This is a genomic window from Ekhidna sp. (genome assembly GCF_964218185.1).
Classification (GTDB): Bacteria; Bacteroidota; Bacteroidia; order Cytophagales; family Cyclobacteriaceae; genus Ekhidna.
Genome location: NZ_CAXPLV010000005.1, coordinates 1153903 through 1168758 on the forward strand (window position 1 = coordinate 1153903; position 14856 = coordinate 1168758).

The 14856-nt window shown below is 39.9% G+C and carries 15 protein-coding genes; 10 read left to right on the forward strand and 5 right to left on the reverse strand.

Annotated elements, in window-relative coordinates; all coding sequences use genetic code 11:
* The first annotated feature begins 43 nt into the window (after positions 1–43).
* The gene (locus tag ACEQZT_RS10880) at positions 44–1282 is read left to right on the forward strand and encodes an aspartate kinase (protein WP_370089453.1); all 1239 of its coding nucleotides are present in this window, start codon (positions 44–46) and stop codon (positions 1280–1282) included.
* On the opposite strand, the gene ACEQZT_RS10885 is transcribed toward ACEQZT_RS10880, so the two are convergent.
* From ACEQZT_RS10885 to ACEQZT_RS10895, 3 genes are all read right to left on the reverse strand, one after another.
* Entirely contained in the window at positions 1279–2139 is an 861-nt protein-coding gene (locus tag ACEQZT_RS10885) for a fructosamine kinase family protein (protein WP_370089454.1), read from the reverse strand. The genes ACEQZT_RS10880 and ACEQZT_RS10885 overlap by 4 nt on opposite strands.
* A complete protein-coding gene (locus ACEQZT_RS10890; RefSeq protein ID WP_370089455.1) occupies positions 2136–2606 on the reverse strand; it encodes a low molecular weight protein-tyrosine-phosphatase in 471 nt (156 codons plus the stop codon). The genes ACEQZT_RS10885 and ACEQZT_RS10890 overlap by 4 nt, the downstream gene beginning before the upstream one ends.
* Before the next feature lie 140 nt (positions 2607–2746).
* A complete protein-coding gene (locus tag ACEQZT_RS10895; protein WP_370089456.1) occupies positions 2747–3811 on the reverse strand; it encodes a DUF6588 family protein in 1065 nt (354 codons plus the stop codon).
* A gap of 169 nt (positions 3812–3980) precedes the next feature.
* Between ACEQZT_RS10895 and ACEQZT_RS10900 the strand changes: the two genes are divergently transcribed.
* The 5 genes from ACEQZT_RS10900 (at position 3981) to ACEQZT_RS10920 (ending at position 9261) form a co-directional block, all read left to right on the forward strand.
* Complete coding sequence (locus ACEQZT_RS10900; protein WP_370089457.1) at positions 3981–4424, forward strand: Fur family transcriptional regulator; 444 nt, start codon at positions 3981–3983, stop codon at positions 4422–4424.
* A gap of 22 nt (positions 4425–4446) precedes the next feature.
* A complete protein-coding gene (locus ACEQZT_RS10905) occupies positions 4447–5076 on the forward strand; it encodes a peroxiredoxin (RefSeq protein WP_370089458.1) in 630 nt (209 codons plus the stop codon).
* Positions 5077–5185: 109 nt separating this feature from the next.
* Entirely contained in the window at positions 5186–6100 is a 915-nt protein-coding gene (gene rsgA / locus ACEQZT_RS10910; RefSeq protein ID WP_370089459.1) for a ribosome small subunit-dependent GTPase A, read from the forward strand.
* A gap of 201 nt (positions 6101–6301) precedes the next feature.
* Entirely contained in the window at positions 6302–6640 is a 339-nt protein-coding gene (locus ACEQZT_RS10915; protein WP_370089460.1) for a PadR family transcriptional regulator, read from the forward strand.
* Positions 6637–9261 carry an FtsX-like permease family protein gene (locus ACEQZT_RS10920; RefSeq protein ID WP_370089461.1) on the forward strand — a complete coding sequence of 875 codons (2625 nt, stop codon included), beginning with the start codon at positions 6637–6639 and terminating at the stop codon, positions 9259–9261. The genes ACEQZT_RS10915 and ACEQZT_RS10920 overlap by 4 nt, the downstream gene beginning before the upstream one ends.
* Here the strand turns inward: ACEQZT_RS10920 and ACEQZT_RS10925 are convergent, their stop codons facing one another.
* Positions 9262–10083 (reverse strand): glycosyltransferase, encoded by an 822-nt coding sequence (locus tag ACEQZT_RS10925; RefSeq protein WP_370089462.1) that lies wholly within the window; start codon positions 10081–10083, stop codon positions 9262–9264.
* Between the two features lie 49 nt (positions 10084–10132).
* Between ACEQZT_RS10925 and ACEQZT_RS10930 the strand changes: the two genes are divergently transcribed.
* On the forward strand, positions 10133–11299 hold the full coding sequence (locus ACEQZT_RS10930; RefSeq protein WP_370089463.1) for a glycosyltransferase: 1167 nt from the start codon (positions 10133–10135) through the stop codon (positions 11297–11299).
* Here ACEQZT_RS10930 and ACEQZT_RS10935 read toward each other — a convergent pair.
* Entirely contained in the window at positions 11283–12173 is an 891-nt protein-coding gene (locus ACEQZT_RS10935; RefSeq protein WP_370089464.1) for a GNAT family N-acetyltransferase, read from the reverse strand. The genes ACEQZT_RS10930 and ACEQZT_RS10935 overlap by 17 nt on opposite strands.
* A 98-nt stretch (positions 12174–12271) precedes the next feature.
* Here ACEQZT_RS10935 and ACEQZT_RS10940 point away from each other — a divergent pair, with 98 nt between their 5' ends.
* Genes ACEQZT_RS10940 through ACEQZT_RS10950 form a run of 3 tightly spaced genes read left to right on the forward strand, consistent with a single transcriptional unit; the run spans position 12272 to position 14420 of the window.
* Positions 12272–13384: a hypothetical protein gene (locus ACEQZT_RS10940; RefSeq protein WP_370089465.1), complete on the forward strand. Its 1113-nt coding sequence runs from the start codon at positions 12272–12274 to the stop codon at positions 13382–13384.
* Positions 13381–13980 (forward strand): YigZ family protein, encoded by a 600-nt coding sequence (locus ACEQZT_RS10945; protein ID WP_370089466.1) that lies wholly within the window; start codon positions 13381–13383, stop codon positions 13978–13980. Before ACEQZT_RS10940 ends, ACEQZT_RS10945 begins: the two co-directional genes overlap by 4 nt.
* Complete coding sequence (locus tag ACEQZT_RS10950; protein ID WP_370089467.1) at positions 13977–14420, forward strand: DinB family protein; 444 nt, start codon at positions 13977–13979, stop codon at positions 14418–14420. Before ACEQZT_RS10945 ends, ACEQZT_RS10950 begins: the two co-directional genes overlap by 4 nt.
* Positions 14421–14856: the final 436 nt, after the last annotated feature.

The following is a 14856-nucleotide window of genomic DNA, read 5'->3' on the forward strand; positions in this document are numbered from 1 at the left end:
CAGCCACGAAATTAATTCATTCAATAGTTATAACGTTTGCATAATGCAGATTTTCAAGTTTGGAGGAGCATCAGTAAAAGACGCCTCAGGAGTAAAAAATTTAGCTGAGATTGTTTCTGCCTTTGGTTCAGAGAAGGTAGTTGTTGTGGTTTCAGCAATGGGGAAAACCACCAATAAGCTTGAAGAACTGGTCAAACAGGCCCATTCTAAAGGTTCGTACAATGACACATTGAATGAATTAAAAGAGTATCACCGTCAAATCGCAAATGAATTGTTAGGGGAATTGCCAGATCGATATTTGCAATTTGAACAGTCGTTAGAAGAATGTCTCTCTGATCTGTTCAGTTATGAGCCAATGCTGGCTTATGACAGGGTGGTACCTCATGGCGAGTTGATGTCTACGGCAATAGTTGAGGCATTTTTATCTAAGACCATGAATAGTGCATGGTTTGATGCAAGAAAAGTTATTCGTACAGATCAATATTTTACTGAAGCAAATGTTGACTGGGTAGTTACTGAAAAGCAAGTGATTAATGACTTGAAACCACTCGCAGAAAAGCACATTGTTGTTACACAGGGATTCATTGGATCGGATGTGGAGGGAAATTCAACCACCCTGGGAAGGGAAGGATCTGACTATACCGGAGCTATCTTAGCCTACTGCCTCAATGCAGATGGATTTACGGTGTGGAAGGATGTGCCTGGAATTCTAAACGCTGATCCGCGCATCTTAGAAGGAACAGAGCAATATGAGAAATTGAGCTACCGGGAAGTAACGGAAATGACCTATTATGGAGCTCAAGTGATTCACCCCAAAACATTAAAGCCGATCGCTCAGAAAAGTATCCCTTTAATTGTACGGTCATTTTTGGATAAATCTTTGCCTGGAACGACAATAGCTACTGATAACACAAAGAAGATGATCCCTTGTTTTGTTTTCAAAGGGAATCAATTGCTGGTGACAGCCCAGGTGAAGGATCATAGCTTCATGGATGAGAAAAAACTCGGATTGATTTTACAGGTCTTAGACTTGCTAAATATCAAAATCAACCTGATGCAGAATTCTGCGCTTACATTTTCTTTCTGCATTGACAATAAAGAGTTCAAATCTAAGCGGATAAATGAGCTTCTGAATCGTGATTTTATCCTTTCCTATGACAGTCCTTTGAATCTGGCAACTATCAAGAATTATTCCCCGGATTCATTTAATAAGCTGCCATGGAATAGGTCAGTGATTATGGAGCAAAAGACAACCAATACCTATCAGGTGCTGTATCGCTAGGTGAATCTTTTGAGAGTCTGATTGATCTCCGATAGGTAGGAAGACCCGAAAAGGTTAACGTGGACTAGAAGAGGGTAGAGGTTGTGTATTTCCAATCTTTCCTCAAAACCCGGTTCCAGCACAAAGGTGGATTCATATTCGGCATAAAACTCTGAGGAAAATCCGCCGAACAATTTGGTGAATGAGAGCTCAGTTTCTCTATGTCCAAAATGAATCGAAGGGTCAAAAATCACAGCTTTACCATCAGCACCACACATAAAATTTCCACTCCATAAGTCTCCATGCAGAAGAGATGGAGATTCTTTTGGAACAAGTGATTCAAGTTTGGAAAATAGTATCTCAAACCTATTCAGGTGAGTTTTATCTATAAGGTTCTTTGATTCTGCCAGTTTGAGTTGGGGTATAAGCCGCTCTTTTATGAAAAACTCATGCCAGGTTGAATACTGTTTGTTTGACTGCTCAAGACTTCCAATGAAATTGTCGTGATCCAGGCCGAACCAAGGTGAAGAAACTCTGTGCTGAGATGCCAAATTATGTGCAAAATCTCCCCAGAAATCGCTGGATTGAGGTTCTTTTTCGATCCATTCCAGTAGGAGGTAGGACTTATTTGAGATCTGTCCATATGAAAGAACTTTTGGGGTGGAAATGATAGAGTGTTGATCTAAAAGATCGAGTCCCTTTTTTTCACACTCAAACATGGACATTGAGGAGGCAGAGTTCCACTTTAGAAATAGCGGACCTTCACTTGTTTCCAGTTTATAAGTGTTATTGATACATCCACCAGAAACTGTACTGGCAGATAACAAGTATGCCGTTTTGGAATATCTCTGAATTACTTCATTAAAGAAGTCATTCATAAATTATGCTCGTTTCGAATGTGCAATAAGAAATTATCTAACGATCGATCTAGGATTTGATAAACGTTTTCAAATCCATTCATGCCTCCATACCAAGGATCGGGTACATCTTCACCTTTCCCATAAGGATCAAAATCTCTCATTAAAATGAGCGAGGAGGGCGTTTCTCCCATTTCTCTAACCATATTTTGGTAGTTAGACTGATCCATGGCTATCAGGTAGTCAAACTCATCCTTGTGTTTGTTCTTGAACTGCTGACCTTTGTGATCAACAGGAATGCCATGTTTTATGGCAATTTCTATGGTTCGGGGATCTGGATTTTCTCCTACATGATAATTAGCTGTCCCGGCAGAGTCGCAACTTATTTTGTGGGTTAACTGCTCATTTTTGAGCTTTTCTTTGAATATAGCCTCTGCCAATGGAGACCTACAAATATTACCCAAGCAAACAAATAAAACTTTTATCATAATTAGGTGGTTACCTTTTTTGATTAGATAGTATATATCTAATGCATAACACAAATTTATTCATACACCTGTTTGACAAGTAAAAAAGAAAGTCCCGTTTTTGACGGGACTTTTCTTTTTTTATACGGTTTTAGCTATGCTTAACGAATACTGATTCCGGCACCAAGTGTAAAGGTGTTATACTTCTGGATAGCGTATTCAGCATGTAGAGTAAGTACCAATAATTTAACACGAAGACCAGCATTAATTCTTGGTGTACTACCTCCTGTAAATTTTAAATCTACTGGATCAACAATTTCTGCAGTCTGTAAGCCTTCCTGGTATTCAAAAAGTCCATTTACTTTAAACGAACTTCCAGCAATGTTGTAGCCAACACCAACATATGGTGTTAAAATGGCTAGCTGTTTAGAAGCAACAATTTGTACAGTTGTTGAATTAGCTTTTAATTCAGCGAGTCCATTAGAAACTTCGTATCCATCTCCACTTTCTTCAAAATTATATTCGACCTTTAGTGACGTGTATCCAAAGAATCCTGATACATCAACAGGAACTTGCTTTAATCCAGGAATCCACTGCTTTAAATCATGGAGCACTCCAAATCCTATTAGTCTAACACTTCCATCTTCAATACTTCCTAAGTCTGATGCATATCTAATCTTTAAATCTGTATTTTTCATCAATCCAATACCAAGTTGGAAAGCAGGAACTGGTGTGCCAACAGCAGGGTAGTCATTTGCATCTATTATACCATCTGGAGCAGCAAAGACTTTATCGTTTTGATATGTGATGGGGCCATTATCTCCTTGTATGATTGTGCCGGCAGGAACCACAAGAAAGTTGTTATCAGAACTACCTCCAACCAGGGAAGGCAGTGAACCATTGCCACTTTCTAATTCTAATACGTCATAATCACTTTGATTGAATTGAAATCTAATATCTTCATCTGGAATAGCTGCGACATTAAGTGTTGCAGTCAAATCAAATCCAAGCAATTTGTGAGGTTTAGCAGTATTGTACCACCCACTACCTAATCCACTATTAAATGATAAGCCAATAGCTTCAGAGTACTTTTGGATATACGTATTTGCATCAGCAGGTCCGGCGCGGAAAATTTCCCCAAAGTTCTCTTGCGAGTATGTCTTTTGATTGAAGGCAAACAGCCCAACCAGGATCAATGTTAAAATCTTATTCGTAGGGTTTTTCATAATCATTGTTTTTGATTCTGAGTAAAAGATGAATTATCCATTTATACTGCAATTAACCAAGATTTCAGCACTTTTCAATATAGGAGCATATGGTATTTTGATCAATTGGTCGAAATATTAGGGTGTTGATTATTTATGAATTAAATTCGCATTTAAGAATAATTCCTAAATGGAAATCATTAATCAAATAAAAGAACGTCTTAGCGAGGTGGGGCTTAAAGCCACTCACCCCAGGATTGTTATTTTGCGTGAGTTAATGATTTCCAATGATCACCCAACAGCGGAAAGCATACATGAAATCATAAAAGTGGATAATCCATCGATCTCGCTTGGAAGCGTGTATCGGATTCTGGATGTTCTGGTAGATTCTGGGCTGATTCAGCGAGTATCAGTACGATCAGGATCTAAGCGGTATGATGCTAACATGAGTCCGCATGGACATTTTTATTGCCTTCAGTCCAATAAAATTCAAGACTTCTATGATGAAGAGCTCTATGGGCTGATCAATGATTTTTTTAGGAAGAAGCGAATTAAAAATTTCAAAATCAAAGAGATAAAACTTCAGGTCAATGGTGAACGAATTGATCCTGAAGTGGATGTAACGATTATTTAACAATTAAACTAGAAAGTAAAACATGTCATTAGTAGGAAAAAAAGCACCTATTGTAAATGCACCTGCGGTAATCAACGGTGAAGAGATTGTAGAAAATTTTTCACTCGATCAGTACATTGGTAAGAAAGAAGTAATTTTCTTCTTCTACCCAAAAGATTTCACATTTGTTTGCCCAACTGAGATTCACGCATTTCAAGAGAAGCTTGAGGAATTTGAGAAAAGAGGTGTAGCTGTGGTAGGAGCTTCATGTGATACAGAAGAAACTCACCTTGCGTGGTTAATGACTGATAAGAATAAAGGAGGAATCTCTGGAGTAACTTATCCATTGGTTGCTGATTCATCTAAAGCTATTGCGTCAAACTTTGGTGTACTAGCGGGAGATTGGTCATACGACGAAGAAGGAAATCTTGGATTCGAAGGAGCTCCTGTAGCATTCAGAGGAACTTTCTACATTGATAAAGAGGGAATCGTGCGACACGAGAGTATCAACGATCTTCCGCTTGGAAGAAATATCAATGAGATACTACGAATCGTAGATGCATGGCAGCATGTGGCGAAACACGGTGAAGTTTGTCCTGCAAACTGGGAAGAAGGAAAGACTGCAATGAGCGCAACCAGAGATGGAGTAGCAGAATATTTGTCTAACAACTAAGGCAAAGAAGCAATATAGAGTTAGGCTGATCGCATATGTGATCAGCCTTTTTTATTTCATATCATTGGTTTCTTTACTTTGCAGTTATGATCGTAATTCCACCTATACGTTGAAGGCGCTAGTTATAAAGTCCACCGGATTGTGGTATGAAGTCCAGTCAGGAAAAGATAGGCTCATAGCCAGACTTAGAGGTAAGTTTAAACTTGAGGATAAAAAGCTTACAAACCCTTTGGCCGTTGGTGATTGGGTGGAAATCGAACCAAATCAGCAGGTAGATAACGAGTGGGTAATTACAAAAATTTACGAAAGAGAAAACTATGTAATTCGAGCGAGTCCTCGAAAAAAAGGACATGATCACCTTATTGCCAGCAATATTGATCAGGGGCTTTTGGTAGTTACTCTCAAAAAACCTCGTACTTCTTTAGGATTCATAGATCGATTCCTAATCACGCTGGAGGCATTCAGGATTCCAGGTGTGATTTTATTCAACAAGTCAGATTTGTATGGGACCAAGGAACTAAAAACGATCAATGAACTAAAGCCTGTTTATGAGTCAATAGGCTATTCGTTTCATTTATGTCAATTTGATAAGGAGGTAGATGACGATGTAGTTCAACTTCTCAAGAGTAAGACCAGTCTGCTTTCAGGTCATAGCGGCGCAGGAAAATCTACCTTCATTAACCAACTTTTACCAAACGCCAATCAGGAAGTAAGCGAGATATCTGATTTTGCAAACAAAGGCGTTCATACAACCACATTTGCTGAGCTTTTCTTTCTGAATGACGATACAACCATCATTGATACGCCAGGTATTAAGGAACTCGGACTTTCCGAGATTGAAGATGAAGAGCTATCCCACTATTTCCCAGAGATGCGTCAGTTTTTAGGGCAATGCAAGTTTCATAACTGTCTGCATGAGAATGAGCCCGGCTGCCGAGTGAAGGAAGCTATTGGGAAGGAGGTTTCTGAACTACGTTATCAGAGCTATTTGGCAATTCTGAGGGAAGAAGACAATCGTCGATAACAAAGGGCCACTCAGAATGAGTGGCCCCATCACACAACCAACCTACTCACTATTACTAGTGTATTTCAATAACAATTGAAGGTTGACTAATGTTCGTGGATGGGATATACAATTTTTAATAAAATCAATACTGCAATTAGGAATTTAATACAACCTTTCTAATTTTATCTCGTCAATACTACAATTAGGAAATTAATTGAAATGAAAAAATATCAATTAGGTGAATTTGAAGAAATTGTTTTGCTCACTGTAGGGGTGCTGTATAATGAGGCCTATGGAGTTGCGATCAAAAGCGAAATCGAAAAGCGTTTGAAGAGGAAGGTAAGCGTTGGAGCCTTGCAGTCGGCATTGCGAAGAATGGAAAAAAAGGGATATCTGGAAAGCCGCGAAGGAGAACCGACCAAAAAGCGAGGTGGAAAGCCCAAACGATACTTCACCATCACTGCATATGGTAAAGAGGCACTTAAGCACTCCAAGGATGTACGTACTCAGCTGTGGGATGCAATTCCGAAAGTTGCCCTTGACTTAAAATTCACATGATCAAAAGAGTAGCAGATGCACTTTTCAGGTGGTACTGCCACCCCGACTTCTATCCTGACATAAAAGGGGATTTGGAAGAGCTATACGCAGATCATGAAGAGGCAGGGAATGGTGCACAATTCAGATACTTAATGGATGTGATGCTGTTGTTCAGATTGTCTCTACTCAGACCAGTATTTAAAAACTCAATAATAAAGGACACAGGCATGCTTAGAAATTACTTTAAAATCAGTTTTAGAAGTCTTATCAAACACAAAGGCTATACGGCTATCAATGTCATTGGAGTGGCTATTGGACTGGCAGCTTTTCTGCTGATCAATCAGTACATCAAGTTTGAGAGAAGCTACGATTCGTTTCACAAAGATCCGGAAACCATTTACCGACTGACAACAGATCAGATTGTTGATGGACAGCTTGGAACCAGAGATGCCATGTCATTCAACCCATCAGGAAAGGTTGTCACAGATGAAATTCCCGAGGTGAGTGGATACACCCTGACCTACAACATTGGTAATGTGGTTGTCAAGAAAAATGAAACCTTGATAAATGAAGAGTCTGTGAAAATGGGAGATGAACACTTTATAGATTTTTTTGGGCACAAGGTCATCTCGGGAGATGCTTCCACCATGCTGGTAGAACCAAACTCCGTTGTTCTATCCAGATCGAAGGCCAATTTCTACTTTGGTGATGAAGATGCAGTTGGAAAAACAATTCACATTTATTCAGGTTTTGATCGGGACTTTAAGGTGACTGGAGTCATAGAAGATGTACCTCAAAACACCCACTTCAAGTTCGATATGCTGATTTCTATTTCTACTATTCAGCAGCGATTGGACGATGAAGGTTGGCGAGCATTCAATTACTACACGTATTTGAGGATTGACGAAGGAGCAGATATAGCTTCGCTGGAGGAGAAAATGATCCCAATAAAAGACAAACATCTAAGTCCGGAGAGTACTTTGTTTTTCAATTTGCAGCCTATCAGAGACATTCACCTCAATTCTGACATGACCTTCGAGCCAGAAGTGACTGGTAGTGAAAAATCAGTCAACTTCCTTGAAATAATCTCGATTTTCATCCTCATAATAGCATGGGTCAATTACATCAATTTGTCCACAGCCAAGGCGGTGGATAGAGCCAAAGAAGTAGGACTGAGAAAGGTGATTGGAGCTGCAAAAAAACAACTTCGAACTCAATTTTTGATTGAGGCCTTTATTATAAATCTCATAGGAGCACTAGTCGCATTGATGATTACTCAGCTAGCTGCCAAAGGTTTCAATTCACTGGTAGAGACAGAGCTAATAAAGAATGTTTGGGTTGATTCGGACTTTCTTATTTCTCTAGTCATTTTCACATTAGTTGGCACCATTGTTTCGGGCTTTTATCCGGCTATATTCCTTTCAAATTTCAAAATCATAAATGTCATTAAAGGAAAATTCAGAAACTCCAAAAGCGGAGTTGGACTTAGGAAAGGGCTGGTAGTCCTTCAGTTTACCACGTCGATCGTACTCATTGCAAGTACTTTGGTTGTGGTCAAGCAGGTAGATTTCATGAGAAACAAAGATATGGGGATGGATATCAGTCATGTCGTTTCATTCAGAAATCCAAGACCTGATGATGGACAGAGGGAACAAATGAGAGAGAAAGTGAAAGTCTTCCTTACCACACTTTCACAAGAGGGTAGCATTGTGGGGACAGCTACATCTACTTCTGTACCTGGTGGAGAAAGTGACGAAATTGCCTCAACGAGTGGAGGAGTGAAAATTGTGGGAATGACAGACAGACTAGATGCCACTACCTACATTCAAACAGTCGATGATAATTATTTTGACTTATTGGATATTCAACTTTTGGAGGGGAGAAATTTTCAAAAAGATCTAGCCACCGATAGCTCAGCAGTGATCGTAAATCGTGCTTTTCTGGATAGATTTAATATTTCGGACACCAAAGTGATCAATGAAAAGATACAGTTTGGTCGTGATCCCGAAAATGATAAATATCACATCATTGGAATCATTGAGGACGCCAACAGAACCACACTCAAAAGGGCTGCTGAGCCTACTTGCTATTTCTACGATCCTGTTCTTCATAGCTCACTCGTCAAGCTTTCTCCAAATGCAATGAAGGCCGGATTAGAGCACATAGAGAAAACATGGGCTGATATGTTTCCCACGTCATCGTTGGAATATACCTTTATTGATGAGCGATTTGATCGGCTGTATAAGGAGGATAGAAAATTTGGAACTGTCTTCAGCATTTTCTCTGGATTTGCTCTGGTAGTGGCAATTCTTGGACTGTTCGGGCTTATCTCCTTCATAGCTTCGCAGAGAACCAAAGAAGTGGGTGTGCGGAAGGTATTGGGTGCATCCGAGACTCACATTGTTTCACTCTTTTATCGTGAGTTCCTTATTCTCATAGGAATTGCATCAATAATAGGTGTGCCGCTAATCTTTTTTGGCATGAACAACTGGCTTGATAATTATGCTTATCGCATAGACTTTCCATGGTTGGTTATTTTGATAGCTCTTAGCGTAGTAATTCTGTGCTCACTTGTCACAGTGAGTGTTCGGGTGCTAAAGGTAGCCTCGCTGAACCCAGCCAGTACTTTGAAATATGAGTAATTAGAGTAGGCGTAAAAAGGAGGGGATTAGACGAAGATTCCCTTGCTTTATGCACTGCTTGATCTCATAAAGGCATCTTTTTCTAAGAGCTAAATTTTCATTTTTGGTGCGATTTAGCTCTTTTATTTTTTGGCAAACTTTGAGGGTCGTTTCCTGATGTTTGGTTTTGTATTGAAATTGTTTTTCAGATAGTGATCCTTTAGTTTTTCTTTTTTTCACCAACACATCATCGGTATAGGCATAGTCCCAATTTCGGGAAGACCGTATCCAGAAATCGAAATCCTCATAGCTGAGAGATTCGTCATACCCACCCAATTCAACCAAAACTTCTCGCTTCATCATCATTCCGGGTGGAGATATGAAGTACTTTTTGATTAGCTCGATATACAAGTCACCCTGCGGTACCACCTCTTTTTTAAAGTGCGGGCCAATCTCTTTTCCATCTGAAGCAATATTCATCACATTGCAAAACGTCACGCCGGCATTTGATTTCATAAAAGTATTGACCCCAATGAGTACACGTTCAGGCATTAGTATATCATCCGCTGCAAGGTCTATGATGTACTCACCATTTGAGCCATAAAAACCTTTGTTAAATGCAGCACAGTTTCCTATTGGTGTTGGGTTATCGATGAACTTAACTTCCCTGCCCGAAATCTTATCCCTAATCACTTCTTTGCTTCCGTCACTACTACCATCATCGATCACAATCAGCTCTATTCTAGGGTAGCTTTGATTCCAAACAGATTGGATAGCCTGCGACACGTATTTAGCATGATTGTGACAGAGGCATATGACCGAAACCAATGGCAGCTGATTCATTTCGGTAATATCACCTCTCAGAACGTTTTTACCAATTAAATTCGGGGGAATGAATCTTTTTATCGTTCCATCCTGGTATCCATCAGCCTCAAACCCCTCTTATGGTATTTTCATTCAGGAGCAGGTGGCGATGATGTCCAGGCTCAGGCCTGACTGGAAAATAGGGGTGAGTACGTGGGGGCAGGGAGATTCTGAAAAGCTGATCTGGGTTAAAGATCATATTAAAAACTTCGGAAAAATTAGTAGACATGGCTATGATAAAGCCTCTTTGAAAAAGACTGATGGAATCGTTGAATATTATCAGCCGGCATTGAGTTGGACAAAGAGATTTAGGAAGGGAAACTTACGAGAAATCATTCGGTGCAATGAACTAAATTATCAAGGCTATACGCTGGAGCATGGCAAGCCAGATGTAATTGTGGTTCAGGCGTGTTATCCCGGTGCTCTTATTGGCGACTATCTGTCAAAAAAATATGATGTGCCAGTACACCTACACGTGAGATTAGGTGGATTTATGTTTGAAAAAATGATTTTGGAATTGGGGACTATGAGGCGCGACCTTCTGGATTCAATTTCAAGATTCAAACTGATCACCACGACCAGCAATTTTCATAGGGGTGAGGTAGAAAAATGGATTCCTGAGAGCAAGGTGTTGTATAACCCAGTCGACACGACCTTTTTTAGTCCGGCTAAAACAAGGGATGATTTTGTTTTGGCAATTGGCAGACTTGAGCCTGAGAAGGGGTTTGAGTTATTGCTTGAGGCCATTCATAAAGTAGATGGTGTTAACATAAAAATCATTGGCTCTGGCTCCAAGGAGCCGAGGCTTAGAAGTAAAATCAAAGAACTTAAACTTGAAAGTAAAGTTGAATTACTTGGCGAGAAAAGCCGGGAAGAAGTGAGAAACTATCTGCAGAGATGTCAGTTTTTAGTACTTCCGAGTCATTATGAGACATTTGGAAATGTTTTACTGGAGGCAATGGCCTGTGGAAGGCCGGTAGTGTCTACTAAATGCGGTGGTCCAAATGAAATTATTTCTGATGAGGTGGGTTTTTTATCTAGTGTAGATGCTGATGATTTGGCGGACAAGATTAAAGCTATGAGAGATCGGCTTTCAACTTTTCCGGAGAGCATAATTCGCAAAAAGGCAGAAGACTTATATTCACCTGATGTGTGGATTGGTAAACTGGAATCTTTGCTTAAAGAGATGAGCTGAAGGTGGGCTTCCGCGTTTCTACCGCACCCATACGCTCTTTAAAAATCCGCAAAGCTTCTTGTGGCTTGCCCATGATTGACGAGACTCCAAGATCGAGATATTTGAAATTTTTACTGCGGTAATAGTCAACCATGCCCGCAATGAGCAGCACCATCGGGCTTTGATTTCTAAACATCGGACTGGTAGCCGGGAGATAGTAGTATGCCACATCTGCTGTTACATTTACAGTTATGCAAAGTGCAGAAATCTTGCCTTCCCTGAACACACCAAAGCATTCATAACATTCGGGAAGTTTATCAACCAGACTTTTTAAGTGTTCCCATGAGATATTGATTTGCAGACCCTGAGCCTGTCTGCAAACGGTCAAAAACTTATGAGCAGTCTCCATTTCACCCATTTCCATTTTACGAAACTCAAATCCCTCGCTTAAAAGCGATGAGAGTTTTCGCTGCTGCATTTTATGAATTGAATTCTCCCAGCTATCGGTCAATTCTATGTGCTGATTGATGTCAGAATATGAAAGGTGTAACCCAGCATCTTTTAAGTCTTCATTGGATGAAAAAGACTCATAGATCGCTGAGGGGTGGTGAATTTCCACCCGGCTAACTCCGTTTTTTTTAAGTTCTGAGAAAACTTTTCCTGCAAAATCTGATACACTTTGTGTCTCACTATTTCTTCGAAAAAATGAACCAAAAGGACTCCTTGGTATACTAATTGCCTTTTCAGGAGTTATATCGAAGGCAACAAAAAAATCATCATCTGCAAACGAGAAAAGATGATTATAAATCTGGGTTTGAAAGTAGGCCGACTTGAAATAGACCAGGTCTATTCCGGAGGTAACTTCTTCGATGGGCTGATTGATTAAAAAAGACATGCGATGGCAAAATTAATTACTACTCCAACTTTTGTAAGGTCAAAACGGACGTTATCTTGCATCTTAGATTTTTACAATAAAATCTTAAAACTTTCACTTTGAAGAGAATAATCACCACGTTCGCTTTACTGACAGCTTTTGCTGGCAGTGCACAGGTATTTGAGAAGGGACATGTACAGGATTTGGTGCGAAAAGGTACTGATCACATCTACAATGCTTCACCTGATTCTGCAGAGTTTTATATTTCAAAAGCTGAAAAATATATACCTCAGCATCCTGTCATTCCGCTTATGAGGGCCATGACTATTTTGTGGTCTAACATCCCAACGATTTCTGACGACCTCTTTCTTCAAATGGAAGTGCAACTTGATTCTGCGATTGAGCTTGCACGCATCAAAGATCCAAACCTTGAAAAGCCGGAGATGATTTTTTTCGCCATGGCAGCATATGGACTTTTAGCTGAGTACTATGCAGATCAAGGCCACACTGTCAAAGCTGTTGGCGAAGCTAATCGGGCATACGGTTTGATGAAAAAAGGGTTTGATATTGTGGATGACAATCCTGAATTTTTACTGACTACCGGGCTATACAATTACTTTCGGGAGAAATATCCCGAGAAGCATCCCATGTATAAGCCGCTACTTTGGTTTTTTAGAAGTGGAAATAAAGAGCTAGGGCTTAAACAACTTGAAATGGCCTGCAATGCTTCGTTTCTCACCACAGTTGAGGCACATGTTTATCTTAGTTATATCTATCTAAGGTATGAATATAAGCCCGATTTGGCTCAGAATTACCTGTCAGCACTTTGTAAGAAATACCCGAACAACTACTATGCAAAAGCTAAATATGTGGAGTCTCTTGCAAACCCAGTTGATTTTAAGAATGCTCCTCTTGATGTTATTTATTCACTCATTACCCATGAAAGCTCCTACTATAGATTGGCGGGGTATGTGTTTTTAGGTTACTACGAGGAAATCATCATTAGGAATAAGGAAAAAGCAGAATATGCCTACAGAAAAGGCCTTGCCTACGGCGATGAACTACCCGCACATGGTGAGTTCTTCAAGAGTTTTGGCTATTTGGGGCTGGCGCGTGTTTTAATTGAGAAAGGAGAAAAAGCTGAAGCAGAAGAATTGCTAGATTTGGCACTAGACTATGCGGAAACAGCGCAGGTCGAGAGTGAAGCCAAAAAGCTTTTATCTGAAATTTGAGTACCTATTACACCATTCAATCCAAAACTGATGGCCTCTTCAAAGAAAAGGGCAGCAAGTTTTTAGCCTTCGCTTTTCCAGTACAATCCGAGGAGGAAATAAAGGGAATTCAGGATCAACTAAGAAAAGACTTTTATGATGCTCGCCATCATTGTTATGCCTGGATATTGGGGATGGATGATCAAGCCTGGCGAGCCAATGATGATGGAGAACCGACTCATTCTGCTGGTGATCCCATTCTTGGTCAGATTAAGTCATTCGAGCTTACTAATGTTTTGGTGGTAGTCATTCGGTACTTTGGTGGTACCAAACTAGGGGTGGGAGGCCTCATCAATGCATATAAAACAGCAACCGAAGAGGCGTTGGCTAAGGCTGTCAAGGTCAGAATATTTGAGACCAGTAGCATTACCATGAAATTTCCTTATGATATGATGAGTACGGCAGAGCGTTTGGTATCTGATTTTGACATTCAGGTCACAGAGCGCGATTTTCAATTGTCGTGCGTTATTCATGGAACGATAAAAAAGGATACGCTTGCGGAATTTCATCAGAAAACGACCGAACTTTATAATATGAGTTTTGAAATTGAAGAATGATGAGCACAAAGGACATTAAGGAACTTTTTATTAGAGATTTAGATAAGTTGAAGACTGAACTCGAGGCATATCCAACGGAGGAATCATTGTGGGTTAAAGCTGAAGGTATTAATAATTCGGCCGGAAACTTGATACTTCACCTGTGCGGAAACCTACTACATTTCATTGGGGCGACACTCGGGGAAACCGGTTACATCCGAAAGCGTGATTTTGAGTTTAACGGACGTGTCTCATATCAGGAACTGTTGAATGAGATAGAAGAAACGAAGCGAATGATTCAGTCAAGTTTGGACAAAATCACCGATGAAGATTTAGCTAAGAATTATCCGATTGAGCATTTTGGATATCCAATGACGACAGGGCACTTTTTTCTTCACCTTTTTGGCCATTTCAGCTATCATTTGGGACAGGTGAATTATCACCGTAGAATACTATCCTAGGTACTAGATTATCCTATTTTAAAACCTTTCTCATTGAATATTTCAATTGAAATTTCTTAATCGGATATAAATATGGGTTTGTCTAATAATTGAGTTGAATAGACGAAACAGCTTTTTCGATTACCAGAAACTTCGCTAACCTTGAGCTATAAGATATTCAAGACAATCCATAGCTGGTTGAATTAGAACGGAGTTGCTTTGGTGAGGGCGCTCCGTTTGCTTTTTATCCCCCTCGAATCCTTTACTGCAAAAAAAAGCCATCTGAAGGATGGCTTTCAACTCAATTCCATTGTGATTTAGATCACGATACTTTTCTCATTCTTTGGGTCACTTTCAAACCTAAAAGTGCGAGTAGAAGTGAGGCGATTATTAGGGTAATTTTCTTTTTCATACTGCTATGTCATCCCAGCAAGCATCTACCCCTAAGCAGCATAGA

Bases quoted from the DNA above. Each gene is read 5' to 3' on its own strand.
- ACEQZT_RS10915 (WP_370089460.1), top strand. From the start codon at position 6,302: ATGAAAAAATATCAATTAGGTGAATTTGAAGAAATTGTTTTGCTCACT.
- ACEQZT_RS10935 (WP_370089464.1), bottom strand. From the start codon at position 12,173: ATGTCTTTTTTAATCAATCAGCCCATCGAAGAAGTTACCTCCGGAATA.
- ACEQZT_RS10900 (WP_370089457.1), top strand. From the start codon at position 3,981: ATGGAAATCATTAATCAAATAAAAGAACGTCTTAGCGAGGTGGGGCTT.
- ACEQZT_RS10925 (WP_370089462.1), bottom strand. From the start codon at position 10,083: ATGAATCAGCTGCCATTGGTTTCGGTCATATGCCTCTGTCACAATCAT.
- ACEQZT_RS10880 (WP_370089453.1), top strand. From the start codon at position 44: ATGCAGATTTTCAAGTTTGGAGGAGCATCAGTAAAAGACGCCTCAGGA.
- ACEQZT_RS10930 (WP_370089463.1), top strand. From the start codon at position 10,133: ATGAATCTTTTTATCGTTCCATCCTGGTATCCATCAGCCTCAAACCCC.
- ACEQZT_RS10885 (WP_370089454.1), bottom strand. From the start codon at position 2,139: ATGAATGACTTCTTTAATGAAGTAATTCAGAGATATTCCAAAACGGCA.
- ACEQZT_RS10905 (WP_370089458.1), top strand. From the start codon at position 4,447: ATGTCATTAGTAGGAAAAAAAGCACCTATTGTAAATGCACCTGCGGTA.
- ACEQZT_RS10950 (WP_370089467.1), top strand. From the start codon at position 13,977: ATGATGAGCACAAAGGACATTAAGGAACTTTTTATTAGAGATTTAGAT.
- ACEQZT_RS10920 (WP_370089461.1), top strand. From the start codon at position 6,637: ATGATCAAAAGAGTAGCAGATGCACTTTTCAGGTGGTACTGCCACCCC.
- ACEQZT_RS10895 (WP_370089456.1), bottom strand. From the start codon at position 3,811: ATGAAAAACCCTACGAATAAGATTTTAACATTGATCCTGGTTGGGCTG.
- ACEQZT_RS10890 (WP_370089455.1), bottom strand. From the start codon at position 2,606: ATGATAAAAGTTTTATTTGTTTGCTTGGGTAATATTTGTAGGTCTCCA.